Origin of the sequence: Promicromonospora sp. NPDC019610 (assembly GCF_044389365.1) — a bacterium.
Lineage (GTDB): Bacteria > Actinomycetota > Actinomycetes > Actinomycetales > Cellulomonadaceae > Promicromonospora.
Genome location: NZ_JBIRXX010000001.1, coordinates 2,366,864 through 2,392,732, shown reverse-complemented (window position 1 = coordinate 2,392,732; position 25,869 = coordinate 2,366,864). Strand labels below are relative to the sequence as shown.

General features: G+C 70.3%; 24 protein-coding genes. 7 read left to right on the top strand and 17 right to left on the bottom strand.

The annotated features are described in order from the left end of the window. Positions 1-44: 44 nt before the first annotated feature. Genes ACH45N_RS10670 through ACH45N_RS10650 form a run of 5 tightly spaced genes read right to left on the bottom strand, consistent with a single transcriptional unit; the run spans position 45 to position 6,247 of the window. The gene (locus ACH45N_RS10670; RefSeq protein WP_397393420.1) at positions 45-2,120 is read right to left on the bottom strand and encodes a TIM-barrel domain-containing protein; all 2,076 of its coding nucleotides are present in this window, start codon (positions 2,118-2,120) and stop codon (positions 45-47) included. Further along, positions 2,117-2,770 (bottom strand): YesL family protein, encoded by a 654-nt coding sequence (locus tag ACH45N_RS10665; RefSeq protein ID WP_397393418.1) that lies wholly within the window; start codon positions 2,768-2,770, stop codon positions 2,117-2,119. Before ACH45N_RS10665 ends, ACH45N_RS10670 begins: the two co-directional genes overlap by 4 nt. Beyond that, on the bottom strand, positions 2,767-3,675 hold the full coding sequence (locus ACH45N_RS10660; protein WP_397393416.1) for a carbohydrate ABC transporter permease: 909 nt from the start codon (positions 3,673-3,675) through the stop codon (positions 2,767-2,769). The genes ACH45N_RS10665 and ACH45N_RS10660 overlap by 4 nt, the downstream gene beginning before the upstream one ends. Positions 3,676-3,680: 5 nt before the next feature. After that, positions 3,681-4,655 carry an ABC transporter permease gene (locus ACH45N_RS10655; protein WP_397393414.1) on the bottom strand — a complete coding sequence of 325 codons (975 nt, stop codon included), beginning with the start codon at positions 4,653-4,655 and terminating at the stop codon, positions 3,681-3,683. Then, positions 4,652-6,247, bottom strand: coding sequence for an extracellular solute-binding protein (locus ACH45N_RS10650; RefSeq protein WP_397393412.1), 1,596 nt, complete (start codon positions 6,245-6,247; stop codon positions 4,652-4,654). The genes ACH45N_RS10655 and ACH45N_RS10650 overlap by 4 nt, the downstream gene beginning before the upstream one ends. Positions 6,248-6,473: 226 nt before the next feature. Here ACH45N_RS10650 and ACH45N_RS10645 point away from each other — a divergent pair, with 226 nt between their 5' ends. Then, the gene (locus tag ACH45N_RS10645; RefSeq protein ID WP_397393410.1) at positions 6,474-8,768 is read left to right on the top strand and encodes an alpha-L-arabinofuranosidase C-terminal domain-containing protein; all 2,295 of its coding nucleotides are present in this window, start codon (positions 6,474-6,476) and stop codon (positions 8,766-8,768) included. A 4-nt stretch (positions 8,769-8,772) separates the two neighbouring features. Here the strand turns inward: ACH45N_RS10645 and ACH45N_RS10640 are convergent, their stop codons facing one another. The 4 genes from ACH45N_RS10640 to ACH45N_RS10625 all read right to left on the bottom strand — a co-directional run bounded on the left by ACH45N_RS10640 (position 8,773) and on the right by ACH45N_RS10625 (position 12,224). Continuing rightward, positions 8,773-9,774, bottom strand: a complete 1,002-nt coding sequence (locus tag ACH45N_RS10640; RefSeq protein WP_397393408.1) for a LacI family DNA-binding transcriptional regulator — start codon at positions 9,772-9,774, stop codon at positions 8,773-8,775. After that, on the bottom strand, positions 9,771-10,781 hold the full coding sequence (locus ACH45N_RS10635) for a LacI family DNA-binding transcriptional regulator (RefSeq protein ID WP_397393406.1): 1,011 nt from the start codon (positions 10,779-10,781) through the stop codon (positions 9,771-9,773). The genes ACH45N_RS10640 and ACH45N_RS10635 overlap by 4 nt, the downstream gene beginning before the upstream one ends. Positions 10,782-10,981: 200 nt before the next feature. Beyond that, positions 10,982-11,284, bottom strand: a complete 303-nt coding sequence (locus ACH45N_RS10630) for a hypothetical protein (protein WP_397393404.1) — start codon at positions 11,282-11,284, stop codon at positions 10,982-10,984. Between the two features lie 82 nt (positions 11,285-11,366). Next, complete coding sequence (locus tag ACH45N_RS10625) at positions 11,367-12,224, bottom strand: helix-turn-helix transcriptional regulator (RefSeq protein ID WP_397393402.1); 858 nt, start codon at positions 12,222-12,224, stop codon at positions 11,367-11,369. Positions 12,225-12,318: 94 nt separating this feature from the next. On the opposite strand from ACH45N_RS10625, the gene ACH45N_RS10620 reads away from it, so the two are divergent. Further along, positions 12,319-13,056, top strand: coding sequence for an SDR family oxidoreductase (locus ACH45N_RS10620; protein WP_397393400.1), 738 nt, complete (start codon positions 12,319-12,321; stop codon positions 13,054-13,056). 118 nt (positions 13,057-13,174) lie between these two features. After that, a complete protein-coding gene (locus ACH45N_RS10615; protein ID WP_397393398.1) occupies positions 13,175-14,035 on the top strand; it encodes a helix-turn-helix transcriptional regulator in 861 nt (286 codons plus the stop codon). 55 nt (positions 14,036-14,090) lie between these two features. Here the strand turns inward: ACH45N_RS10615 and ACH45N_RS10610 are convergent, their stop codons facing one another. Both ACH45N_RS10610 and ACH45N_RS10605 read right to left on the bottom strand, forming a co-directional pair. Further along, a complete protein-coding gene (locus ACH45N_RS10610; protein WP_397393396.1) occupies positions 14,091-14,945 on the bottom strand; it encodes an oxidoreductase in 855 nt (284 codons plus the stop codon). Between the two features lie 54 nt (positions 14,946-14,999). Then, on the bottom strand, positions 15,000-15,470 hold the full coding sequence (locus ACH45N_RS10605) for a VOC family protein (protein ID WP_397393394.1): 471 nt from the start codon (positions 15,468-15,470) through the stop codon (positions 15,000-15,002). Between the two features lie 529 nt (positions 15,471-15,999). Between ACH45N_RS10605 and ACH45N_RS10600 the strand changes: the two genes are divergently transcribed. Beyond that, the gene (locus tag ACH45N_RS10600) at positions 16,000-16,260 is read left to right on the top strand and encodes a hypothetical protein (protein WP_397393392.1); all 261 of its coding nucleotides are present in this window, start codon (positions 16,000-16,002) and stop codon (positions 16,258-16,260) included. Between the two features lie 223 nt (positions 16,261-16,483). Here ACH45N_RS10600 and ACH45N_RS10595 read toward each other — a convergent pair whose 3' ends face one another. Further along, the gene (locus ACH45N_RS10595; protein WP_397393390.1) at positions 16,484-17,092 is read right to left on the bottom strand and encodes a TetR family transcriptional regulator; all 609 of its coding nucleotides are present in this window, start codon (positions 17,090-17,092) and stop codon (positions 16,484-16,486) included. 125 nt (positions 17,093-17,217) lie between these two features. Between ACH45N_RS10595 and ACH45N_RS10590 the strand changes: the two genes are divergently transcribed. Next, positions 17,218-17,904 (top strand): SDR family oxidoreductase, encoded by a 687-nt coding sequence (locus ACH45N_RS10590; protein ID WP_397393388.1) that lies wholly within the window; start codon positions 17,218-17,220, stop codon positions 17,902-17,904. On the opposite strand, the gene ACH45N_RS10585 is transcribed toward ACH45N_RS10590, so the two are convergent. After that, positions 17,897-18,205 (bottom strand): CocE/NonD family hydrolase C-terminal non-catalytic domain-containing protein, encoded by a 309-nt coding sequence (locus tag ACH45N_RS10585; RefSeq protein ID WP_397393849.1) that lies wholly within the window; start codon positions 18,203-18,205, stop codon positions 17,897-17,899. The genes ACH45N_RS10590 and ACH45N_RS10585 overlap by 8 nt on opposite strands. Before the next feature lie 395 nt (positions 18,206-18,600). On the opposite strand from ACH45N_RS10585, the gene ACH45N_RS10580 reads away from it, so the two are divergent. Beyond that, the gene (locus tag ACH45N_RS10580) at positions 18,601-19,983 is read left to right on the top strand and encodes a hypothetical protein (protein WP_397393386.1); all 1,383 of its coding nucleotides are present in this window, start codon (positions 18,601-18,603) and stop codon (positions 19,981-19,983) included. A 66-nt stretch (positions 19,984-20,049) separates the two neighbouring features. Here ACH45N_RS10580 and ACH45N_RS10575 read toward each other — a convergent pair whose 3' ends face one another. Genes ACH45N_RS10575 through ACH45N_RS10565 form a run of 3 tightly spaced genes read right to left on the bottom strand, consistent with a single transcriptional unit; the run spans position 20,050 to position 23,048 of the window. Then, the gene (locus tag ACH45N_RS10575; RefSeq protein WP_397393384.1) at positions 20,050-20,874 is read right to left on the bottom strand and encodes a carbohydrate ABC transporter permease; all 825 of its coding nucleotides are present in this window, start codon (positions 20,872-20,874) and stop codon (positions 20,050-20,052) included. Further along, positions 20,871-21,842, bottom strand: coding sequence for a carbohydrate ABC transporter permease (locus ACH45N_RS10570; protein WP_397393382.1), 972 nt, complete (start codon positions 21,840-21,842; stop codon positions 20,871-20,873). The genes ACH45N_RS10575 and ACH45N_RS10570 overlap by 4 nt, the downstream gene beginning before the upstream one ends. Before the next feature lie 9 nt (positions 21,843-21,851). Further along, positions 21,852-23,048: an ABC transporter substrate-binding protein gene (locus ACH45N_RS10565; RefSeq protein ID WP_397393380.1), complete on the bottom strand. Its 1,197-nt coding sequence runs from the start codon at positions 23,046-23,048 to the stop codon at positions 21,852-21,854. A gap of 363 nt (positions 23,049-23,411) precedes the next feature. On the opposite strand from ACH45N_RS10565, the gene ACH45N_RS10560 reads away from it, so the two are divergent. After that, positions 23,412-24,467, top strand: coding sequence for a LacI family DNA-binding transcriptional regulator (locus tag ACH45N_RS10560; protein ID WP_397393378.1), 1,056 nt, complete (start codon positions 23,412-23,414; stop codon positions 24,465-24,467). Here ACH45N_RS10560 and ACH45N_RS10555 read toward each other — a convergent pair. After that, positions 24,435-25,775, bottom strand: a complete 1,341-nt coding sequence (locus ACH45N_RS10555) for an NAD(P)/FAD-dependent oxidoreductase (RefSeq protein WP_397393376.1) — start codon at positions 25,773-25,775, stop codon at positions 24,435-24,437. The genes ACH45N_RS10560 and ACH45N_RS10555 overlap by 33 nt on opposite strands. Between the last annotated feature and the right edge of the window lie 94 nt (positions 25,776-25,869).

Sequence of the window (25,869 nt, the reverse complement as noted above, 5' to 3'; positions counted from 1 at the left end):
CGTCGCTGGTCGTGTCTGTGGAGACGGACGTGCTCGCCCGAGCCTCAGGGCACGAGGAACCCTCGCAGCTCGGGCAGGGCACCGTCGCGGGTGAGGACGGGGACGAGGTGGCGTGGGGCGTCCGCCTCGATCCACTGCCCGCCGGCATGCGTGGCACCCGAGTGCAGGTCGGTCCAGCGCGCGCCCGCGGGCAGGTACACAGGGCGTGACGTGGCGCCAGGTTCGGTGACCGGTGCGACCAGCACGTCCGGTCCGTGCATGAACTGGTCGCCCACCTCCCACGCCTGGGGATCGTCCGGGAAGTTGTGGAAGAGGCCGCGCATCACGGGCTGGCCGTCCTCGTGCGCGGCGCGCATGACGGAGCGGGTGTAGTCGCGCAACCGTTCACGGAGCCGGACGTACCGGGCGAGGATCTCGAAGTTCTCGTCCCCGAAGCTCCACAGCTCGTTCCCCGACCCGGACGGCAGGCGGCGGCTGCCGTCCGCCGCCACGACCGGCACCTGGGGAGCCCGGTCGCCGTGCAGCCTCATCACCGGCATGAACGCACCCATCTGGAACCACCGGACCAGCAGCTCCTGGAACGCCGGGTCGTCGGTGCGGCCGCCGCCGAACCCGCCGATGTCGGTCGTGAACCACGGGACCCCCGCCGCACCCACGTGGATCCCGGCGGTGATCTGCCGACGCATGGCCGTCCACGAGGAGTGGATGTCCCCGGACCACAGGAGCGCCCCGTAGCGCTGGCTGCCCGCCCACGCGCACCGCACCAGGTTCACGATCTCGGCCTCTCCGTCGCCCTGCTGCCCCTCGAAGACGGCGCGGGAGAACGTCTGGGGGTAGAGGTTGCTCACCGCGAGCGCCTGCCCGGCGTGATAGCGGTAGGCGCCGAAGTCGTACAGGCCGAACTCCGGCTCGGCCTCGTCGAGCCAGAACGTCCGGATGCCGTGCCGCCCGTACCCGGCGCGGAGCTTGTCCCAGAGGTAGGTGCGTGCCCTGGGGTTGGTCGTGTCCACGAACCGGCTGGGGCCCTCGAACCACATCTGCACGTCGATGCCCCGGTTGGTCGCCACCAGCAGGCCCTGACGGGACATCTCGTCGAAGTTCTCGGACGTGAGCGCGACCTGGGGCCAGACGCTGACCATGAGCTCCACGCCCATCTCGCGCAGCTCGTCGACCATCCCGCTCGGGTCGGGCCAGAACTCGTCGTCGAACCGGAAGTCGCCCATGGCGGGCCAGTGGAAGAAGTCGGCGACGATCACGTCCAGCGGCAGGCCGCGGCGCCGGTGCTCGCGTGCGACCTCGAGCAGCTCGTCCTGCGAGGCGTAGCGGAGCTTGCACTGCCAGAAGCCGAGTCCGCGCTCGGGCATCACCGGGGCGTGTCCGGTGGCGTCCGCGTACGCCCGGGTGATCTGCGCCGGCGTCTCGCCCGCCGTGACCCAGTAGTCGATCTGGGGCGCTGACTCGGCCGACCACTCGGTGCCGTTGCGGCCGAACGTCGCCCGCCCGACGGCGGGCGTGTGCCAGAGCATCCCGTAGCCGGCGCTCGAGATGACGAACGGGACGCTGGCCTGGGAGTTGCGGTGGGCGAGCTCGAGCGAGCATCCCTTGAGGTCGATCTGGTCCTGCTGGTAGAGGCCCATCCCGACCAGCTTTTCGTCTGTCGGGCTGTCCAGGAAGAGCGCGGCCCTCCAGCCACCCGTGGGGACCGGGTCGTACTGGCGGGCGCGCAGGGCGAGCGCGCCGCCGGAGTCACGTTCGGCCAGCAGCTCGCGACCTCCGGCGTCGTGGAAGCTGACGCGGCACCCGAAGCGGCGCTGTCCGCTCTGCCAGTGGTAGGAGTCGTGCGCGGTCAGGACGACTCGCAGGCCGCCGTTGACCAGGGTGGCCACTCGGCCGTCGAGCTCGACGTACGCATGCTCCGGTTCCGGGGCCGGGAGCAGGGCCCAGTCGGTGTCGACGACCTCCCCCAGGGCTGAACGGACGCGCGCGCTGTCGGCCCCCCACGGCTCGACGACGAGCGTCTCGCCGCCCCCACGCCAGGTCAGCCTTGCCCCGTCGACGTGCCACGGAGTGCTGGCGCCCGGCTCCGGGCCGGTGGTCGCGGGCGACGTGGTCGTCGTCATACCGTGCTCTCCTTCGTGAGGTCGTGCAGTGTGGCGGACTTCGGCAGGATGCCGCTGCGCCGCAGGCAGTAGGACGTCGCGAGTGCGGGCGCGGCCACTCCGAGCACCGGGACGAGTCCCGGCACGAGGTAGTAGACGGCCAGGACCGCGCCGAGGGCCGAGGCGCTGGTGAGGGCGATCAACGGGCGAGCCAGGACGAGCGTGGCAGCCCGGCGCAGGTGCACGACGGGCGCCTCGTCGTAGTGCGCGGCGAGCGGCCAGACCTGTGCGCAGGCGGCCGCGAGGAAGGCCGTCGCGAACCACAGCAGGCTTCCCGCCGCGCCGGCGAGGCCGGTGCCGGCACCGGCGAGCAGCTGCCGTTCGGCCAGGAGCACCGCCCAGAGCAGGGTCAGCGCGTAACCGAGCAGGTTGGCGCCGCGCAGGTTGGCCCGCCAGGCGACGTCGAACTCCTTCCAGAGCCCCCTCCGCTCGGCGATGTCGTCGCTCATCAGGTCGCGCCGGAGCACCTCGTGGACCGCCGCGGTGGCGGGGAACACGCCGAGGAGGACGCCGCCGCGCAGCGTGTGCAGCAGCCAGAGCAGGTGCAGCTTCAGCAGGCGCCAGCCGAGTGTGCCGACGTGGGTGTGCAGGGTGACGAGCCGGTCGATCATCCCTTCACCGACCCGACCATGACGCCCTTCTCGAAGTACTTCTGCAGGAAGGGGTACAGCAGGAGCACCGGCAGCGTGGAGACGATGATCACGCCGTACTTGATCTGGTCGGCGAAGTCCTGGCCGTAGGCACCTCCGGAGCCGCCCGCACCGCCGGCCCCGCCCGCGAACGCCTGGTTGGACAGCAGGATGTCGCGCAGGACGATCTGCAGCGGCTGGAGCTGGTAGTCGCGGACGAAGATCAGGCCCGTGAAGAAGTCGTTCCAGTGCTGCACGAGGTAGTAGAGCGCGATGACGGAGACGATCGCCTTGGACAGCGGGAGCGCGATGTTCAGGAAGTACCGGAAGTAGTCGACCCCGTCGAGGGTGGCGGCCTCGAAGAGCTCCTCCGGCAGCGCGTTCTCGAAGAACGCTCTGGCGATGATGAGGTTGTACACGTTCAGTGCGGTCGGGAGGATGAACACCAGCCAGTTGTCCAGCAGCCCGATGTCGCGGTACAGCAGGTACTGCGGGATCAGTCCCCCGCTGAAGAACATCGTGAACGCGAAGAACAGCATGAGCATCCGCCGGGGCCGGAACTCGCGACGCGAGAGGGCGAACGCCGCCGGCAGCGTCACGAACATGTTGAGCGCGGTCCCGACGACCGTGTAGACCACGGTGTTGCGGTAGCCCGTCCAGATCCGTTCGTCGGCGAAGATCTGCTCGTAGCCGAAGAGGCTCACGTTCTGCGGCAGGAAGGTCACCTGGCCGGTGGCGACGAGCCGGGGTTCGCTGACCGAGGCGATCGCCACGAAGTAGAGCGGATAGATCGTCGCGAACAGGATCGCGGCGCAGACGACGGCGAGGACCACCGCGAAGGCGATGTCACCAGGCGTGCGGGCGCGGAGCGCGGACAGTCTTGTCATGTGCCTCACCACAGGCTCGTGTCGGCGAACTTCTTGGCCAGCCAGTTCGTGACGACCAGGAAGAGGAAGTTGATGACCGTGTTGAACAGCCCGATCGCCGTCCCGAGGCTGAACTGGTTGCCGAGGATGCCGATCCGGTAGGTGTACGTCGCGATCACCTCGCTCACCGGGAGGTTCAGCGCGTTCTGCATGAGCCAGATCTTCTCGAAGCCGGTCGAGAGGACGCCGCCCATGGTGAGGATGAACAGGATGATCATCGTCGGCACGAGGGCCGGGATGTCGACGTGGCGGATCAGGTGCAGGCGGTTCGCGCCGTCGATCCGGGCAGCCTCGTAGAGCTGGGTGTCCACCGAGGCGAGCGCGGCGAGGTAGATGATCGAGTTCCACCCACAGTGCTGCCACACCTCGGAGATCACGTAGACCGGGACGAAGAGATCCGGGTCGCCCAGGAGGTCGAGATCGAGCCCGAAGCCGCTGAACAGGCGGGTGACGGTGCCGTTCGACGGGTTCAGGAGCACCTGGAGCATGCCGACCACGACGACGACCGAGATGAAGTGCGGCAGGTAGGTCGCCGTCTGCATGAAGCGCTTGCGGGTCGCGTTGACGATCTGGTTGATGGTCAGCGCGAGGGCGATCGGCGCCAGGAACCCCACGACGAGGGTAGCGATGCTGATGGTCAGCGTGTTGCGCAGCACCGTCCCGAACATGGGGCTGCTGAAGAAGGTCTCGAAGTACTTCAGCCCGACCCACTCACCGCCGGTGAGGCCCGCCTCGAAGTCGAACTCGCGGAAGGCCAGCTGGATGCCGTACATGGGAACGTACGCGAAGACCGCGGTGAAGCCGATCGCCGGCAGCAACAGCACCCACAGCTGCCAGTAGCGACCCAGGTGCCGCCGGGCTCGCTCGGCCAGGCCCGGCGGTGCGCCCCGACCGGCGGCCGCGGCCCCCGGCAGACCCGCCCGTTCTCGGAGCAGCGTCATGATCGGCTCGCCACGTACTCGTCGTAGTAGCGCTGGTAGATCTCGACGTTCTGCGGGAGGCCCGCGGACTCGAGCTGCGCGACGTAGTCGTCCCACTCCTCCTCGATACCGCCCTCGGTCACCCACCGCCCGAAGGCCGTCATGGCGAGGTTCAGGACGGTGGTGTCGTTCAGCGTGATGGTGCTCTGGTCCTCGGTGGAGATGTTGACGTACTTGAACGGGTAGATGTCCGTGACCGGGTCGACGTTCGCGAGCGCCTCCCGCAGCGGCGCCGACTGCTCGGTGGCCTCGGCGAGGTCTGCGGGCGGCTCGACGTCGATGTCGTCGCGGATCCAGTGCGGGCCGGCGTCGGCCAGCGTCGTGGTCCACTTCCAGGTCGACGGGTCGCTGTTCTTGTCTGCGGGCGGCAGCACCCGGTAGCCGTCACCCTCGCGCTCCACGTTCTCGCCCAGGTCGCCCCAGAGCACCTGGACCGAGATCTCGGGGTCGTAGAAGGCGTCGATCACGGCGAGCGCGCCGTCCCGGTCCGCGGTGCCGGCGGACATCACGACGTGGTTGGGGCTGAAGTTCTCGGTGTCGTAGTTCCAGGTGACCGGCGTCGACTGCCCGGCCTCCGCCTCGAGCGGCGCCATCGACGTGTACTGGTCGGCGAGCCGGGCGCCGTACCGGTCCGACGCCGTCCAGCCCCAGCTGAAGCCGACCTTCGCGACGTCGCCGTCGCCGCGGGCGACCGACTGGAAGGCGGAGTAGTCCTGGGTCATCACCTGCTTGCTCACCAGCCCGGCCGCGTAGGCGCGGTGCGTGAACTCGATGACCTCGCGGTACCGCTCGTCGACGAGGAAGTTGAGGACCTTCCCGTCCTCGACCACGTACCCCTGGCCGCCGCCGTAGGTGGTGGGCAGGCCGAGCCCGCTCAGCAGCATGGTGGGCTGGCCGGCGGCGAATCCTGCCGGGTCGACAGGGTTCCAGTCCCACGGGATCTCGTCGTCCGGGTCGCCGTTGCCGTTCGCGTCCTGCTCCTTGAAGGCGACGAGCACGTCGAAGAGCTCGTCCCAGGTGGTCGGGACGTCGAGGCCCAGGTTGTCCAGCCACTCCTGGTTGATGTACTGGCGCGAGATCGTCTCCGGCCAGTAGCGCCGGTAGCTCGGGAGGGCGTAGATCTCGCCCGACGAACGTGTCGCCATGGCCGCCAGCTCGGCGTGGGAGTCGAGCATCCCCTGCACGTTGGGCAGGGCGTCCATGTCGTCGGAGAGGTCCTCGAACAGGGAGGAGTAGGTGGCGAGGTCCGCATTGGTGACCGCGTTCCCGCCGACGATGAGGTCGGGCACCTCGCCCGCGGCGAGCATCGTGGCCTTCTTCTGGCTCCAGTCGGCCGAGACCTCTTCCCAGCGGATCTTCACACCGGCCTTCTCCTCGAGGTCCTCCACCCAGGCCATGTCGGCCATCGGGCCGGTCAGTCCGTGCTTGACGACGAGGATGTCGACGGTGCCGTCCGCCGAGCCGTTGTCGCCGCTGCCTCCGCCGGTGCAGCCGGCGAGGAGGAGCGCCCCGGTCGCCAGCGCGGCGCCGGCGAGGCGTGTTGTGCTCTTCATTGAGTCCTCCGGATGTCGTGCGCGTGAAACCTCTCGGCCGGGCAGGTCGTCGGTGACCCGCCTTCGTCGTGCCCGAGCGCCACGATGATCGCGAACCAGGTTCAGCGTTGTCAATGGTTGTCGACGACTTCGTGACAACGCTGTACTTTGGCCTGCGACGACCCGGCGACCACGCGACGGAGCGCGGAGCGGGGCGACCCGAGGCCGGGAGAGAGGGTGCGAACCGATGACCACCAGCCGGAACCACGTCACGATCCACGTGCAGGAGCCCACCGGGACCCGGGTGAGCCCGGACCTGTGGGGGCTGTTCCTCGAAGACATCAACTACGCGCTGGACGGCGGGCTGAACGCCGACCTGGTCCGCAACGGTGACTTCGAGGCGACCAGCGCCGACCGGCCCGGCTGGGGCCCCCTGACCGGCTGGGACCCGGAGGGCGGCGCGGACGGCGTCCAGGTGCGCAGCGCCTGTCCGGTCTCCGCGGCCAACGCGACCTACGTCCGGCTCACCGAGGGGTCACGTCTGACCAACCGGGGCTACGACCTCGAGGGCATGCTGGTGCGCGAGGGCACCTACCGGCTCCGGCTCGCCGTCCGCCGCGCCGCGCCGTCGGCCGGCGCGCACGCGTCCCTGCGCACCGCAGCCGGAGACGTCCTGAGCAGGGTCGAGATCCCTGCGGTCGAGGACGAATGGCGTTGGGTCGAGGTGGACCTGGGCTGCACCGCGACCACCCGAGCGGCATTGAGCATCGAGGTCGGCTCGGGCGCCGTCGACGTCGACCTGATCGAGCTGCGCCCCGTCGATCCGCGGCTGGGTCGCCCCCTCCTGTTCCGCCCGGACCTGGTCGCGACGTTGCGGGCGCTGAGGCCGGCCTTCGTCAGGTTCCCCGGCGGCTGCGTGGCCCACGGCTACGGCCTCGACAACATGTACCACTGGAAGCGCACCATCGGACCGCGCGAGCACCGGGTGCCCATGCCGAACACCTGGGGCTACCACCAGTCGATGGCCATCGGCTACCACGAGTACTTCCTGCTCTGCGAGGAGCTCGGGGCCACACCGATGCCCGTGGTGGCGGCAGGCGTGTGCTGCCAGAACGTACCCGGCGGACCACAGGCGATCCCCCGACAGCGGATGCCCCAGTACGTGCAGGACGTGCTGGACCTGGTCGAGTACGCGAACGGCGGGCCGGAGACACGCTGGGGCGCGGTACGCGCCGCGGCCGGCCATCCGGAACCGTTCGGCCTGCGGTACCTGGGCATCGGCAACGAGGACGTCGTCGACGCACAGTTCGCCGACCGCTTCGAGCAGCTCTTCGACGCCGTGCGGGAGCAGCACCCGGACGTCACCGTCATCGGGACCCTCGGCCCCAAGCCCTACGGCCCGGACTACGACGCCGGCTGGCAGCTCGCCCGGCGGCTCGCCGTCCCGATGGTCGACGAGCACAGCTATCGCTCGCCGCGGTGGCTCCTGCAGCACCTGGACCGCTTCGACCACTACGACCGTTCGGGCCCCGCCGTCTACCTCGGTGAGTGGGCGGCTCATTCCTCCACGATGCGCTCGGCCCTCGCCGAGGCGGCCTACATGACCGCTGTGGAGCGCAACTCGGACGTCGTGCGCCTGTCGTCCTACGCCCCGCTGCTCGCGCGGGTCGGCAGCACCCAGTGGCTCCCCGACCTCGTCTACTTCACGGACGGCGAGGTGCTGCCCAGCGCGAGCTACCACGTGCAACGGATGATGGCCGAGGTGCGTGGGGTCCAGGTGCTTCGGTGCGCGACCACCGGGCACCGCGACCGGCCGCAGCCGCCACCCCGGATGCACCGGCTCGAGCTCAGCTCGCCGGGGTCGACGACCCGGTTCTCGGAGATCCGGGTGGGCGGTGCGGCGCACCCGGACCAGCTCGTGCGACCTGAGGGCACGACGCACCTCACCACCGACGGGACGGAGCTCGAGCTCGTGGCCACCCGGACGGACGGCGAGGAGGGCTTCGTCATCGGGTTCGGCGGGAAGGACGGCGAGACCGTGCACGAGGTCCAGGTCGGGGGCTGGCGCAACGAGTCCCTGATCCTTGCCCGGCGCGACGACGGGATCGGTAACGAGGTGGACGGCCCGCACCCGTTCGGGGGCGTCTGCACCGCGGTGCCGCTGCGCGTTCGCGTCACCGTCGAGGGGGCGCGCATCCGCGTGTGGCTCGACGGCGTGCTCGTCCATGACCACGAGGACGACCTGCGTCCGTGGCCCGACCTCGTGGCGGGCGCCACGAGCGGTCCGGACGGCCGCACCAACATCACGCTCGTCAGCCTCTCCGACGAGGAACGGACCGCGCACCTGGTCGTGGACGGTTCGCGAGGGACGACGACGGCCACGGTCACCACGCTGGCCGGCGGCGCCCCCGATGTCGGGCGGCCGTTCGAGGCCTGCCCGGTCGAGCCCGTGCCGGCCGGGTCGCAGGTCTCCGACGGCCGGGCCGAGATCGCGGTTCCCGCCTGGTCGCTGGTCACCGTCCAGGTCGGGCCGGCGGCCTGACGCCTCACGGCGCGGGGTCGGACGACTTCCTGATCATCACCTCGGCACCCGTCCGCACCGACCGCGGAGGCCCGTCGTATCCGTCGAGCCGCTCGACCAGCATGCGGACAGCGGCCGACACCATCGCCTCCGGGTCGGGGCTCACCGAGGTCAGCGGAGGACTGGCGAACTCGCTCTCGTCCGTGTTGTCGAAGCCCGTCACGGCGACGTCCTCGGGGACCCGGCGACCGAGGAAGCGCAGGGCGCGCACGACGCCGATCGCCGTCGCGTCGTTCGCGCACACCGCCGCGTCGAACTCGACACCGGTCCGCAGCAGGCCGACCATCGCCTCGTACCCGGACTCCCGACGGTCCCAGTCCGATCCGACCGCGAACAGTGCCGGGTCGGGTTCGATCCCTCGTTCGGCGAGAGCGTCGACCACTCCGGCGTAGCGCCCGCTCTCGGTGCTCAGCCCGTTCCAGATGATCGCGAGGCGCCGCCGACCCGTGTCCAGCAGGTGCCTGGTGACCGCGGCAGCCCCCGCGTACTCCCCCATGACCACGCAGTCCAGGGACGGAGCGGCGGGGCCACCCACCTGGACGACGGGACGGTCAGGAGCCCGCCCACCGAGCGCCGCCGCCCGGAAGTGGGCGGGGCAGATCACGACTCCGTCGGCGTCGCGCGTGGTCGACCCGATGACGGCCGCCAGCTCCGCATGGACGTCACCCGCGATCCGCAGCGTGGTCGTGAACCCCTCGTCCTCGAGCGCGAGGATGAGACGCTCCGCCATCTCGGCGAAGTACGGCTGGAAGAGGTTCGGCACCACCACTGCGATGCGGCCGGTGCGCCCCGACGCCAGGCCCCTGCCCGCGTGGTTCGGTCGGTACCCCACGGTGGCGGCGGCGGCCCGGACCGTGGCCCGGGTGCTCGCCGAGACGTTCGGACGGTCCAGCATGACGTTGGAGACCGTCTTCGCCGACACGCCGGCCATCCGCGCGACGTCATCGAGGGTGGGCCGCCGGTTCATGACATCCCCATGGTCGACTCGCGGCGCACCAGCGTCACGGGCACCGTGATCTGGCGCGCCGAGGCGGGCCCACCGCCCCGCAGTCGCTCCGTGAGCAGCTCCAGCGCCGCGCGGGCCAGGCGAGCCGGAGACGGGTCGATCGTGGTGAGCGTGGGCGTGGAGAACTGACCGTCGGCCAGGTTGTCGTAGCCGATGATCGCCACGTCGTCCGGCACGGCCACACCCCGGTCGACCAGACAGGACAGCGCACCGATCGCCACCTCGTCGTTCACGCACAACAGGGCGTCGAGATCCGGGCGCACCTCAAACGCCGTCGCCGCCGCACGCGCACCCGCACGCCGGTCACCGACGCCACCCAGCGAGACCCGGGGCACCGCGCCCGCCTCGATGCCCACCGCCGAGAAAGCTGCCCGGAGCGCCGCGGACGGGCTCTCCTGGTCGGCGTCCGACCGCGCACGGTCGGGTCCCAGCAGCACGGGTCGCGTCCGTCCCATCACGCCCAGGTGCCTGGCCACGAGTCCCGCGGCCTCGACCACGTCCTCGTCGACACGGTCGACCGGAGCCCGCCACCGGCCGCCCTGGACCACGACCACGGGCTGCGGGGCCCGGTCCCAGGTGACAGTCTCCAGGTTCTCCGGATCGATCAGCAGCACACCGTCGTACAGGTGGCCACGCTCACCCAGGACCTCGGAGACCCGCCCCGGCCGCCGGTGCGTCGGCTCGACCGTGGCCGTGAGGCCCAGCCGGCCGGCCTCGTGGACGAGCGCCTCCACGAGCATCGCAAGGTACGGCCGGCGCAGCTCGGCCACGACGATGCCGATGTTGCCCGTGCGCCCGGTCCGGAGGTTCCGGGCGCTCGGATTGGGGATCCAGCCCAGCTCGGCGATGGCCGCCTCGACCCGTGCCATCGTCTCGGGGCGGATGTGGGGTTCCCGATTGACTACCCGTGAGACGGTCTTCAGCGACACCCCGGCCCGGGTCGCCACTTCCTTCATGGTGGCGGGCATGGTCCAACTGTAGGCGGAGCAGCGAGGGGCCGAGGTACACCCTTCGTGCGAGACCCGCTGTCATCGTCCGGGGTCACCGGCTCCGGCGTGACCCGGTCGTCCCCGGGACACGCACCTTATCCGCACCAACTTGTAGCGCGACCGCCAACAGGCCTGATGTGGGTCGGCTCAAGCGGTTGCTGGGACCCGGGCGCGGAGAGCTACTGGACGTGCCGTAGCACCGTCGTCAGCTGCCAGTCGACGGTGCTGTGATCAATCGTCGAGTGGACGGGAGAGTTCCCCATCTCCCCCATGATTCCCGAGGCGCCCCGCTCGGCATGTGCGCGGCTGTCGTAGGCGACGATGTCGACGACGGTGCCGTCGTCGCGTTGCACGATCCGCCGCCACAGGAACCCTGGCTGCCGCCTCAGGTACTCGTCGATGTCGGCGTTGGCCGCCGCGAAGTCGGCGGCGGTCAGGCCCGGTGCCGGCCGAAGAGTGGTGATCTCGAGTGCTTCCGTCATGTCGCCCTCCCAGTGGTGCCGTCTCGTCGGACGGCACCTCCAGCGTGGGCCGAGGCGCGAGGCCGAGGAAGGCCGTGCGAGCCTAGGTGTGCCGCACCCTGGCAGGTTCGGCGCCGGGACTCGAGGTCATGGAGGCAAGGTACGTGACGGCCTCCTCACTGCGGCTGCCGGGAGCAGGCGTGCCCACCAGCAGCTGCTGGCCCGGGGCGTCATGCGCGTCGAACGTCTGGTAGGTCAGCTCGATCCGACCCACGTCGGGATGCACGAACACCTTGTACGCGCGCTTGAGGCCACCGACTCCGTGGTCTTCCCACAGCGTTCGGAACTCGGCGGAGCGTGCCCGCAGCTCGTCGACGACAGCGGCGATGCCCTCGTCGCCTGGATAAAGACCCGCGTTGAGCCGCAGCGCGTGCACCGTCGCCGAGCTCACCGCAGGCCACTCGGCGAAGACGGTCCTCGCAGCCGGGTGTGTGAACAGGACGCGTGGCATGTTCCGCTCAGGAGCGAACGGTGAGAGCAGCATGTCCGCGACCGCGTTGGCCGCGAGCACGTCGAACGCCGGACCGAGCACGTACGCGGCTGCGTGCGGGAAAGCGTGCAGCAGGTCGAGCAGGTCCGGGTGCACGAGGCCGTCCGCCATCGCACGTGCAGAGCCGGGGCCGAGGCCCGCAAGGCGGTGGAGGTGGCCGCGAGCGTCCGGACCGAGGCGCAGAGCCTGGCCGATCGCGTCGATCACCTGCGGTGAGGGGTTGCGCTCACGCCCTTGCTCGAGCCGGGTGTAGTAGTCGGCGCTCACCCCGGCGAGCACCGCGACCTCTTCACGCCGCAGTCCTGTGACCCGACGCTCGGAGCCCCCACGAGGAAGGCCGACGTCTCCCGGAGTCAGACGTGCCCGGTGCGCGCGCAGGAACGCGGCGAGCTCGTTGTCGGGGGCGGGCATGACCACGAGGCTACCTGGGCGCGTGAGGCTGGGTGTGGCACACCCCGGCTGGCGCAGCCTTCCTCGCGGGCCTGCCCACCGCTGAGGTAGCACCATGAACAGCATCACCGACCCGAAGACAGTCCTGATCACCGGAGCCAGCAGCGGCATCGGCGAGGCCACCGCACGGCGATTGGCCGCGCTCGGCCACAACGTCGTCATCGGCGCCCGCCGCGTCGACCGGCTGGCGGCGTTGGCTGTCGAGCTGCGCGCGGAAGGAGCGGCCGTGACACCGGTCGAGCTCGATGTGACCCATCTTGAATCGGTGCGCACCTTCGTCGAGGCCGCCCTGACCGAGCACGGCAGCATCGACGTCCTGGTCAACAACGCGGGTGTCATGTCGCTGTCCCCACTCGCCGACCTGCGCATCACCGAATGGGAGCAGATGATCGACGTCAACCTGCGTGGTGTGCTCCATGGCATCGCGGCCGTGCTACCCCGGATGCGGGAGCAGGGCAGCGGCCACATCGTGAACGTCTCCTCGGTATCGGGTCACCGAGTTGACCCGGCCGCCGCTGTCTACAGCGCCACCAAGTTCGCCGTCACCGCTCTGTCCGAAGGCCTGCGGCAGGAGAACGAGAACATCCGTGTCACCGTGATCAGCCCAGGCTTCACGCGCACCGAGCTGACCGACCGCGGCGGCTCCACGGAGGCGCAGGCGGCGGCACGCGCCGCCGCGGAGGCGCTGGCGATCCCGGCGTCGGCGATCGCCGACGCCATCGGGTACGCCATCGGTCAGCCGTTCGACGTCGACGTCAACGAGGTCGTCATCCGCCCGACCGCGCAGCGTTGATGAGCGCATGGCGACCCGATCGATCACCCGCTCCACGGCCAGCGCTCGCGCGGCGCACGCGCCGCACGACGCGCTACTTCATCCACCGGTCCTCCCTGTTACGGCGGATACTGGGTAGATGAGGACCGATCACGCCCTGCGGGACTTCCTGACGTCGCGCCGTGCGGCGCTCGAACCCGAGGACGTCGGGCTGCCTGCGGCGACCTCCGCGCGGCGGGTGCGCGGCCTGCGCCGTGAGGAGGTAGCGATCCTGGCCGGAGTGAGCGTCGACTACTACGTCAAGCTGGAACAGGGACGCGTCGGGAACGTCTCCGAGCAGGTGCTCGACGCGGTAGAGCGCGCGCTGCGCCTCGACCGCCTGGAGCGATTGCACCTGCGGGCGCTCCTCAACCCCGACAGCATCCACACCCGGCGGATCCCGCCGATCACGATGCGAGCCCGGCCGGCGCTGATCTCGATGATCGAGGCGCTCGATCCTGCCCCGGCGGTAATCCACGGGCCGCACCTGGAGGTGCTCGGGATCAACCGTGCCGCCACCCTGCTGCTGGACGACTTCGCGGCCATGCCGTCGTCCGAACGGAACATGGCCCGCTGGATGTTCCTCAGCCCCCGGGCCCGGGTCGTCTACCGGAACTGGGAGGACATCGCCCCACAGATGGTCGCGATCCTGCGCAACGCCGCTGCCGCCGGGGCCAACGAGTACCTGTCGGCCCTCGTGGACCACCTCACCGCGACTTCGGAGGACTTCGCGCGGTTCTGGGCCGACTACCGCCTCTTCGAGCACACGCACGGCGTGAAGCTCTTCTTCAACGAGGCAGTGGGCGACCTGCGGCTGAACTACGAGGCGCTGCCGCTCCCGGCCGACAACGGTCAGACCGTCATCGTGTACAGCGCCGACCGCGGCTCGCCGTCGGCGGAGAAGCTGCTGCTCATGTCCAGCCGGGTGCCGGCCGAGGAACCCGTCCCCGCTCGGCTGTGACGGGCGGTACGCACGCGGGGTGGGGCGAGCGACGCGCTCGCCCCACCCTTACGCGTTAGCGTGCCGCCGTGGCGACGTCGTCGTGGTCCGTGGAGACGGCCACCTCGCGCCAGGCGTCGAGCTCTGACCGCACCGCGCTCAGCTTCGCCTCGACCGACGCCACACAGTCCGAGCCGAGCTGCAGCCGGAGCGGAGCTCGGCCGGAGTCGATCGTGGACACGATCGCGGGACCGGCCTTGACCGGGTCACCCGGCTGACCGTGGTTGACCTGCTCGGCGGTCGTCCGCATCGTTCCCGCCGGTCCGTCGGCGTAGTCCTCGATCGCGGTGGTGACCCGGTGCAGGCTCGACGAGTCGAGGAAGTCGGTGCGGAAGTACCCGGGCTCGACCAGTGTGACGCCGATGCCAAGGGGTGCCAGCTCCAGGGCCATCGCCTCGGAGAAGCCCTCGACGGCGAACTTCGTCGAGGTGTAGACACCCCAGCCCGCGGAGCTCACGAAGCCGCCGACCGAGGACAGGTTGACGACGTGACCCGAGCGCTGCGCGCGCAGGACCGACAGCACCGCGCGGGTCACGGTCAGGACGCCGAACACGTTGGTGTCGTAGACCGCGCGGACCTCCGCGTCGCTCGCCTCCTCGACGGCGCCCAGCAACCCACGGCCGGCGTTGTTGACCAGGACGTCGATGCGGCCGAATGCCTCGACACCGGCATCGACGGCCGCCTGGACCTGCGCGGCGTCGGTGACGTCCAGCGCCACCGGCAGCAGCCGTTCTCCCGCGTCGGGAAAGGCCGCGTGCACGCTGCGCGGGTCACGGGCAGCGGCGACGACGCAGTGCCCGCTCGCCAGAGCGGCGCGGGTGATCTCCGCGCCCAGGCCACGGGATGCGCCCGTGACGAACCAGACAGCCATGGCAGATCTCCTCATGAATTTCGTCGTTCGACTTGATGTGGTGACGTGACGAGGTCAGTGGGCGTGGTCGCCGCCGGTCCGCTCGGTGAGCTCGAACATGTTGCCCCAGGGGTCGCGGAAGAACGCCAGCCGTGCGCTGATGTCGTCGATCTCGAACGGCGGGTTGACGACGTCGACACCACGCTCGCGAAGCGCGGCGAGCGTCTTGTCGACGCTGTCGACGGAAAGGCAGACGTGGTTGAACCCGTTGGCGGCGAGGCTCGCGTCGACGTCGTCGTAGATCGTCTGGGCGGCGGCACCGGGGCCGGCCAGGATCTCCAGGTGGAAGTCGTCCTGGTCGGGCGGCATCACGTAGGCGAGGGTCAGCTCTCCGTACGGCCAGGTCTGCAGGACCCGCCAGTCCATCGTGTCGACCCAGAAGGCCCGGGCGGCCTCGAAGTCGGGGTAGCGGATCGCTGTGTGGTGGCCGTGCATCGACGAGAACGGCGAGGTGGTGTTGCGTGCGGGGGCGGCGGGCAGTGGCATCGGGATCTTCTCCTTGGTCGTGGGTTCAGGTTCGGGCCCACGACTATTGCAAGCCCGCCATAGGGCTCGCCGGGAGAGCCTGCCTGGTACCCCTGGTCATGGCTCTCGCGGTACCACCCAGCCCGTCGTCAGGCCCGCCCGGCCGCTCCTAGCGTCGGTCCCAGCCCGTCCCCGGAGAACTGGAGCACCACCATGACTGCGAAGGGGATCGGCCTTGCCCAGATCGCCGACCACTACGAGTCGATCCTGCAGTCCTTCGCGCAGAAGCCGATCATCATGGGTCACTCGTTCGGGGGCGTGCTGACGCAGAAGTTGGCCGACCGCGGGCTCGGCGCCGCCTACGTAGGTGTCGCGACGGGCCCGACCGCCGGCGTCCCACTGGTCCCGTCCTCCGCGGCCGTGACCGGGTTCCGATCCTGTCGAAGCCCTGGGCGAGGAACGGTGCGTCGCCCATCACCCGGCGACAGTTTCACTACGCGTTCGGCAACGACCTGCCTCGCGCGGAGTCCGTGTGTGGGAGGAACAGGCGGTGAACGTCTACAACCGGGTCCTGCTCGAGGGAGTGATCGCACTCTTCAACAAGGCACGCGGCGTCACGAAGGTCGACTGCACCCGTGCCGACCGAGCACCGCTGCCCGTGATCATGGGTGGCGAGGACCACGTCGTCCCGCCCACGATCGGCAAGGCACTCGTCAAGAGGTACCAGCGCACGGCGAGCACCGCCGTCGTCGAGTACAAGGAGTTCTTCGCCCTGGACTGGGCGCTCGCCCGTGCGGTCGCCCGGCCCTGACGGTCGGACCGGGGAACCCGAGGAACTTCGGGAGCGAGCGATCCAGCGGCTGGCCGAGGCTGCGCCGACTACCGTCGACGCGTCAGAACCGAGCCTCCACCACACCTGGGGCGAGACAGATCGCGCCGGAACCACGGGTGAGATCCGGGCGCGAAGACCTCATGATCATGCGAATCGGGTATGACGGGGAGGGTAGAGGAGGGTGCGAAGGTCCGCGCGACCCTCACCCAAGCAGGATGTGCCGCAAGATCCTGGTGAGGTGTTCCGTGAGTTGGTCAGTCGGCATTGAGGCGAGAGGTTCGGTCCGCGCGATGTACCTGCTGAATGCCACTCCGATCAGATGCGAACCCACGAGCGCCACGCGGATGTCCAGATCGTCGCCGGGCGTAGCTGGTTTCTCCGGCGAAAGTACAGAGCGATAGACGGTCACGCTGTGCTCCTGCATCGCGGCCAGGAGCCGAGCGGCAGCCTGCTCGTCTGACGCGGCACTACGCAGGAGAGCGATCAACGGGTCGCCCGCGGCATTGGTCTCCATCCGATGCACGAAGGCGTGCGCGATCCGGTCGGGCAGCGTCGCCGGATCGCCGGCCGCCACCTGCCCCAGGTCACGGTTGCCCGGGACCGCAGCGAGAAAGAGCCGCTCCTTGGACGAGAAGTGCCGAGTAATGAGGCCGTGCGTCACACCGGCCCGGCGCGCGACCTCGCGCAGGGTCGCGCGGGCATAGCCCCGCTCGGTGAACGTCTGCCGGGCCGCCTCGATGATTGCCGTCCGGCGCCCCTCAGGGTCCCGACGCCGTCGCTGCGGCTCGTGGACAAGCTCCGCGTCGTTCACGACTGCTCCCTGCCTGCTCTCGTTGTGACAGACGCAACATATCGTGACGGCCGACGTGAGTTAGTATCCAAATGGATACTAACTCACGCGGCTTGAGAGCTGCCAACACGGAAGGACATCCGTCCATGACCACCACACTCATCGTCGGCGGCAGCGGCGGGCTGGGCGGCGTCATCGCCCAGCACTTCGCGAGCCGCGGGGACACAGTCATCGTCACCAGCAGGGACAAGTCAGTCGCAGAGACCACCGCAGCCCGGCTCGGGAGCGGCGCCCGCGGGCTGGCGCTGGACCTCGCTCAGCCCGAGACGATCGAGGCCTCGATGACGGACGTGTCCGAAGTCGACCATCTCGTGATCACCGCTGTCGGCCAGGCGGCGAACACTCTGGCGCAGTTCAGCATCACGGATGCCGTTTCTGCGGTGACCATGAAGCTTGTGGGGTATGCGGAGACTGTGCGCGTGCTGCACGACCGGTTCACCCCCGATGCGTCCGTCGTCCTCTTCGGGGGCCTCGCCAAGGAGCGCCCCTATCCCGGCTCGACCATCGTGACCACCTTCAACGCTGGCATCACCGGCCTGGTCAGGACCCTCGCAGTCGAGATCGCACCGCACCGCGTCAATGCCATGCATCCCGGCCTGATCGGCGACAGCCCCAGGTGGCGCGACGTCCCCAACCCGCCACACTCAGCTCAGACACCGATCGGACGCCTGGTGACGATGGCGGAGATCGCCGACGCGACCGAGTTCCTGCTCAGCAACACTGGTATCAACGCTCACGACCTGCACATGGACGGCGGGCTGCTGGTCACCTGACATGGCGGCGCACCTGCCGGTGCAGCGCCGTCCGGGCCGAGCCAACGCGTGCGGACTCGTTGGAAAGGTCTTCACTGCTCTGTCGGTAGCAGGACCGCCGGCGGGTGCTCCGCGCCGTGGAAATCTCGATGTGGGCCTGGGGCGGGGTGGTGGCTGTGACGAGCTGTTCACCGCCGCCGAGGTTGCGTACGAAGCACGGGAATGCGCCGCCGGCTACCTGCACCCGGATTCGGTGCCCTGCTCTGAGTACGTGAGCAGTCGGTGACAGACGCAGCGTGACCCACGGCCAACGCCCGGTGATCCGGGTGCAGGTTGCGGGTGGTACGCCGGAACCAGACCTGACGAAGGGTCCATGCTCCTCGTTCAGGTGGCCGTCGGTGCACAGGTACCCACGTGGCTGACGTTCGTCGTCGGACTCCTGACCGGTGATCTACGGAACCGAGCGGCTCGGAGGCGCGTCAACCCCACCAACGCAGCGTGAGCACGTGTGGCCGCAACCGGTGCCGGCGTCGTCGACCAGGACACCTAGTGCCACGCACTGTGCACCGACCAGCGCCCCGCGAGCCGCGCCGACCAGGCCGGCCCCGAGACGTGCTCTTCACGCTCCAGCCCTCCGACGCTAATCTTGCTCAATCGGTCTAGCACCGGTATCGCGGCAGAAGCCCGCACCTTTTCGTGCCGTCAAAGGAGACTCGCATGCGCGCATCACCGCCCCGTCACGTCGGCCGGTCGCACAGGCCCCTCGGCGCACCGCCGCGCCGTCGGGCCAGGCCCTTCACGGCCGTGCTCGCGGCGGTCCTCGTGCTCGGTGGGGCCACGACGACAGCCGTGGCAGCCCCGCCTTCGCTCTCGGAGTCCCCTGACCGGACCGGGGAGCACGGGATCCTGAGCGTCACCCCTGTCACCGAGGTGGGTTCGTTCGGCCAGCAGGTGACCCAGGTCGTCGTCGAGTACGCGGCGCGGGTCGACGGCAGGAGGCTCTCGCCGTCGACGTTCCGCGTCGAGGACTCGGGCTACAACTTCCGCTTCGACCCGGCCTCGGAGCTCGGGAACCTCGTGGACCGCGAGATCGCCGACGTCTACACGACCGACGACCCGGCGCGCCTGCTCGAGACGGACCGACCGCATCGGCCCGGGCGCTACGTGGTGCTCGAGCTGGCCGACGACCCGAACGGTGGGTGGACCGTCATCACGTCGCTGTGCCCCACGTTCCTGTGCTCGGTGCGGGTCAACCCGGACCAGCTCACCCAGGTCACCCAGCTCGCGGACGTCGTGGGTCCGCACGGCGCCGTCGTCTCGGCAGCCGCGCCACGGACCCCGCACCGGCTCACCGAGGAGCCGATCGACCGCGAGGTCGACCGGTTCCGCGGCGGGTCGCTCGAGACCGAGACGGGTGAGCTGGTGTACGACTACCGGCTGCCCGACCGCTACGACCCGCGCAAGCGGTACCCGCTCGTCGTCGCGCTGCCGGGCCACGGCATGGGCTACGACGGGCAGAACCGCGGTGTCGAGCTCGCGTCCGACATGCTTGCCCTCGCGTGGAACCAGCGCGAGTGGTCCGGCACCCACGAGGGTGTGATCGTCGTCGCCCCGCAGAACCGGCGCGTCGGCAAGGCCGTCGAGGGCGCTCAGGTCGTCGAGCTGGTCGAGGACTTCACATCCCGCTTCGCTGTGGACCGCCGGCGCGTCTACGCGGCATCGGTCTCCTACGGTTCGCAGCTGATGTGGGAGGCGTTCTCGACGCGGCCGGACCTGTTCGCCGGCGGGCTGCTCACCGGAGGCTTTCCCGGTGACGCGGACGAGTTCGCGCCGATCGCGGCAGCAGAGGTACCGATGTGGATCACCCACGGCACCGGCGACCACCTGCTGCCGGTCGCGAACGCGCGTGCGTCCTACGACAAGCTCGTCGCGGCCTACGAGGCTCGCGGGCTGAGCAAGAAGCGCATCGCCCACCTCGCCCGGTGGACCGAGTACGGCGACGAGGCGTTCTCGCTGCCGGACCGGCACCTCGCCGCGGCTCCGACGCTCGAGGATCCCGAGACGCTCCAGTGGTTGCTCGCCCAGCGCAAGAGGTCATGACCCATTGCGTGGGCTGATCTGAGGGAGCGGCCGGCCTCCACGGTGGAGGCCGGCCGCCCCGTCAGGTCAGCCCTTGACCGCGCCCTGCATGAGCGCGGCCACGAAGTGCCGCTGGAACACCAGGAAGACCACCAGCGTCGGCGTCAGGATCAGCAGCGATCCCGCGCACAGCAGGGGGATGTCGGTGCCCCACTGACCCTGGAAGGCACCGAGCGCGCCCGCCATGGTGCGCTTGGTCGGGTCGTCGACGAGCACGATGGCCAGCAGGAACTGGTTCCACGTCCACAGGAAGAGCAGGATCGCCAGCGACGACAGGGCCGGCATCGACAGCGGGACGTGGATCCGCATGAAGAGCTGCCACGTCGAGGCGCCGTCGAGGCGGGCGGCCTCGGACAGGTCCTCGGGCATGTTGACGAAGTGCGCGCGCATCCACATCACCGCGAACGGCATGTAGAGCCCGATCAGCGGCAGGATGATCGCCCACCGGGTGTTCAGCAGGCCGAGATCGCGGACCTGGTAGTAGAGCGGCACGACGACCCCCTCGAACGGGAGCGTGAGCCCCAGGAGGAAGGCGATGAAGATCGCCCGGTGCCCCGGCGGCCGCAGATGACCCAGCGAGAATCCGGCCAGGGTGCCGATCAGGAGTGCGACGGGCACGACGCCCAGCTCGATGAGCACGCTGGAGACCAGCATGTCGGCCATGTCGGCCGACCGGAACGCAGTGACGAAGTTGGACCAGTGAGCGGTCTCCGGGGGCGCGAGGCCTCCGGGGTACGTCCCTGGTTCGTGCAGCGCGGTGATGAACAGGCTCACGAAGGGCACGATCGTGAACACCATGAGCAGGGCCAGCAGGACGCGGCCGATCAGCTTCTCGCGCGACGAGGTGATCATTGCTCCCTCCCCCGGGTGACGCGCTGGAGCGGCAGCACGACCGCGAGGACCAGGAGCATGAGGACGACGGCGAGCGCCGAGGCCTGGCCGACCTCGCGCTCGAAGAAGGCCAGGTAGTAGATCTCCAGACCGGGCACGAGGGTGCTGTTGCCCGGCCCGCCCTGCGTGGAGATGTAGATGATGTCGAAGCTGGCCAGGGCGCTGATCACGGTCACGGTCAGGCAGACCGCGAGCTCCTGCCGCACGCCGGGCAGCGTGATGGCGAAGAACTCGCGGAGGGCTCCGGCGCCGTCGAGCCGCGCGGCCTCGTACAGCGCCGGGTCGATCTTGGTCATCCCGGCCAGCAGGAGGACCATGCAGAGCCCGAGCGAGACCCAGGCTCCGATGAGGCCGACGGCGGGCAGCGCCGTGTCGAAGTCACCGAGCCAGGCGCGCGCGACGGAACCGAGCCCGACCAGGCGGAGGAGCTGGTTCACGAGGCCGTCGGTGGACAGGAGCCAGGTCCACATGATGCCCGCCGCTACGAGCGGGATGACCTGGGGCAGGAAGAGCACGACGCGCGCCGCCGCGGCGACCCGGCTGGTCGCGAACTTGCGGATGGTCGCGGCGGCGAGCAGACCGAGGGAGACCGGGACGAGGCTGAAGTACACGATCAGCTCGAACGCGTGCAGGATCGGCCCGAACAGCTCGGGGTCGGTGAGGATGCGGACGTAGTTCTCCAGGCCGACCCAGGTCGACCCCGAGATCCCGTTCCAGTCGTAGAACGAGTACTGCATCGTGGTGAGGATCGGGCGGACCACGAACATCCCGTAGGCCGCCGCGGCCGGGAGCAGGAGCAGGAGGGCGGTGCCGGCCTGGCGCAGGCGCCGCACCTGACGGGTGCGGCGCCCGCCGACCGGCGACGTCCTGCCGGCGGGCTCCGCCGGGTGGCTTGCCGGCAGGACGCCGGCTGGCGCTTGGTGCGTCATGGTGTCGCCCTAGCCGCCGATCTGGCTCGCGTAGTCGGACTGCACCGAGCTGAGCAGCCCAGCCGGGTCCTGTTCGCCGGCGACCAGCTTCTGCAGGTTCGGCGTCCAGCTCTTGGCGTAGATCGAGCCGGTGGCGTTCGCGATGAAGTCCATCGCGCCGTTGTTCTCCCCTACCGCGGCACCTGCCTCGAGCGTCTGCGCGGTGACGGTGTCGGCGTCGACCTCCGGCATGAAGGCGTCGGCCGGGCCCATCGGGTGCGACCCGCCGACCTCGACGGCGATGGTGCGGGCCTCGTCGTCGGTGGCGATCCAGTCCAGGAAGTACGCCGCGCAGTCGGGGTTCTCCGCCCGGGCCGAGATGCCGTAGGTCAGCGGGGCGGACATGGCGCCGATCCCGCCGTCCTCCTCGAGCGGCGGCATGAGGAAGAAGCCGACGTCGCCGGGCATCTGCTCGTCGAGGTTTCCGGACTCCCAGTCGCCGTTGAACATGAGGAGGCTGCGTCCGTCGATGAACCGGCTCATCATCGTGGCGTAGTCCATCGAGTTGATGTCCTCGGCAAAGTAGCCCGCGTCGATCCAGCGCTGCAGGTGCTCGGTCGCCTCGAGGCCGGCCGGGGTGTCGATCGTCGCGTCGGGCTGCTGGTAGATCCAGGAGTTGATCTCGGCGGGGTCGCCGTACGACGCCATGAGTCCCTGGAGCGGGAAGGCGAGGCCACCGGTGGCGCCGCCGTTGAACTGGGCCGCGGGGGTCAGGCCGGCCTCCTTGGCCTCCTGCATGAGCTGGTCGAGCTCGGCGAGCGTCGCCGGGGGCTCCGTCATGCCGACCTGCGCGGCCAGGTCCTTGTTGTAGAAGACGCCGGTCATGGAGAAGTTCAGCCCCATCGCGTACAGCGGGCCGTCCCCGCGCCTGCCCTCGCCGTCGACCCGCATCTGCTCGAGCTGGGACGACGGCCACTGGTCCCAGCCGAGCACCTCGGCGTAGCCGTCCAGGTCGAGCAGCAGGCCGTCCGCCGCGAGCTCGGACACCTGGGGCAGCCGCATCAGGTCGGGCGGGTCGTCTGCCAGGACCCGGGGCGCGTTCTGGGTGAGCACCGCGAACTGGTCCTCCCGGATGTCGAACGTCACGTTCGGGTGCTGCGCCGTGAACTCGTCGGCGAGCGCCTTGAACAGGGGGAAGCCGGTCTCGATGTACGAGCTGAGGGTCACGTCCCCCGTCCCGCAGGTGGCCGCCGTGTCCCCGGCCCCGGCGGAGGGCGCCGAGCCGCCGGGCTCGTCCGAGGCGCTCCCTCCGGGGGGCGCGCAGGCGGACAGCGCCATCGCGACGGCCAGTCCCAGAGCCGGGACTGTCGCCAGCCGTGTGCGGGTGTTTCCTCGTCGACGAGACACCGTCATCTCCCTTCGTTCAGGTCCCCGGGCATCCTTGCTGGGGGTTGCTAAACCGACTTAGCATGGCCAAATATGAGTGCGGTCGCTCCGGCCTGTCAAGTGTCCGGAGACAAGTAGCCGGGCACGGTGCCGACGCCGCGGGAGCGACGGGCTGACTAGTATTCAGGCGACGAGAGGAGGGTCGTGGGACACAAGCGGGTCACGCTCGCCGACGTCGCCAAGGCCGCGGGGGTGTCGTCGTCGACCGCCTCGCTGGTCATGACGGGCCGCGGGCGCCAGCTGCGCATCTCCGAGGCGGTGCACACCCGGGTCCGGGCCGCGGCCCAGGAGCTGGGCTACCGGCCGAACGCCGTGTCGGTGGGTCTGCGCAAGGGCACCACCAGGACGCTCGGGTTCGTGTCCGACAGCGTCGCCTCCTCCCGGCTGGCCGGCGACATGATCAAGGGAGCCATCGAGGCCGGCCGCGAGCAGGGGTTCATGCTCTTCATCGGCGAGACCGGCGGCAAGCCCGCAGAAGAGGCCAAGCTCGTGGAGGCGATGCTCGACCGGCAGGTCGACGGAGTCGTGCTCGCCTCGATGTTCACCCGGTCCCGGTCGCTGCCCGAGGAGATCGACCGCATCCCGGCCGTCCTCCTCAATCTCGTCGCGCCTCCGGGCGCGACCGTCCCGAGCGTCCTGCCGGACGAGGAGCGCGCCGGACGGGAGGCTGCCGAGCTCCTCCTTGCCGCGGGCCACCGGGAGATCCATCTGATCGGGGCGGGCCCGGGGCCGGACGACTGGCCCGCGGTGTCCGTGGCCGCGCACCAGCGCCTCACCGGGATCCTGGCCGCCCTGCGTGCGGCCGGGGTCGAGCCCCGCTCCGGGTACGAGGACCCGTCGTGGCTTCCCCAGCAGGGCTGGGACGCGGTGCAGCGGATCATCGCGCGTGGCGACGGTCCTCCCGGTGCCCTCATCTGCTTCAACGACCGCCTCGCGTTCGGCGCGTACCAGGCCGTCCAGGAAGCCGGGCTGACGATCCCGGACGACGTCTCCGTGGTCTCGTTCGACGACGCGTCCGTCGCCGGGTGGCTCCGCCCCGGGCTCACCACCTTCGCGCTGCCCCACCGAGCCCTCGGCCGTCGGGCCGTCGAGCTCCTGCTGGAGCTGGTGGAAAAGCCCTCGGCTCCGGCTTCCGGCGTCGTCCACCGGTTGCCGATGCCTCTTCGCTCACGAGGTTCCGTCACCACCGCGAGCCGCTAGGCGGGGGGACGCCGGGGGCGCCGTGCTGTCCAGCGGGACGGCGGCGGAGCGGACCAGGCCGAGCTGGACCGACTGCCGGCCCAGGACGGCGTCGAGCAGCCAGTCGACGGCGGTGCGGACCCGGTTGCCCGGCATGGAGATCAGGTGGTAGCCGCGGGTCACGATCTTCGCCGGCAGCCCCGACATCGGGATCTGCAGCGGGTTAGCGGCCGCCTGGAGGCCGCCGAGATCCACGACGAACCCGAGGTCGTGGTGCTTGTACGCGCGGACGGTGCCGTGGCCGAGCGAGGCCGCGACGTTCCGGCCGGCGAGCGTGCCCTGGCGGCTCGCGTGCTGCGCGGTCATGGCGGTGACCTCGCCCGGCCGCGTCACGTCGGGCACGGCCGCGGCGTCCCCGCACGCGAACATGCGCGGCCGTCCGGGCACCTCCAGCGTGGTCTCGACCACCAGACGACCCTTCTGCGTCTTGAGCCCGGTGTCGCTGACCAGCGGGTCGGGCCGCACGCCGACGCACCACACCAGGGTGCGGGCCGGCACGAGCTCACCGGTGGTGAGCCGGACGCCGTCGGGCATCGCCTCCTGGACCGAGGTCCCGGTCCGTACCCGGACGCCGCGGCCGCGCAGCACGCGGTCGGCCGCGCGGGACAGGCGCGGGTCGAGCTCCGGCAGCACCTTCGGCGCGAGGTCCAGCAGCATCCAGCGCATCCGCTGGTTCGCGAGCACGGGATGTCGCCGGCGCAGCGCCTCGGTGAGCAGCGGCCCCTGCGCCGCGACCTCCGTACCGGTGTAGCCCGCGCCGACGACGACGAACGTGCAGCGCGCGTCCCGCTCCGCGGGGTCGTCCGTCGCGGCCGCCAGCTCCACCTGCCGGATCACGTGGTCACGCAGGTAGAGAGCCTCCGCGACCCCGCGGAAGCCGTGCGCGTGCTCGGCGACGCCCGGAACCGGCAGGAGCCGGGTGACGCTGCCCGCCGCGACGATCAGCCGGTCGTAGTGCAGGGTGTGCGTCCCGCCCTCCGGGTCGGTGTACTCGACGCGGTCCTCGTCCGGGTCGATCGCCGTCACGTCGCCGAGCGCCAGCCGCACCCCGCGGAGCGTCGCCGGGATCGAGACCGTCACCCGCCGGGGATCGATCACGGCGGCCGCGACCTCCGGCAGGAGCGGCAGGTAGAGGAAGTAGTCCGTCCGGTTCACCAGGACGATCTCGACGTCGGCCGAACGCGGCAGCGCGCGACGCAGCGCCCGGGCCGCGTTGTACCCGGCGAAACCGCCCCCGACGATCACGGCTCTTGTCGGACTCCCGCTCATCGCTACCTCGCTCTGTCTCGTCGTGGATGCGCGCCCGCGGAGGACGGCCGGAGATCACCTTCCCGACCGTGCCACGGCGACCGCCGGTGCGCCC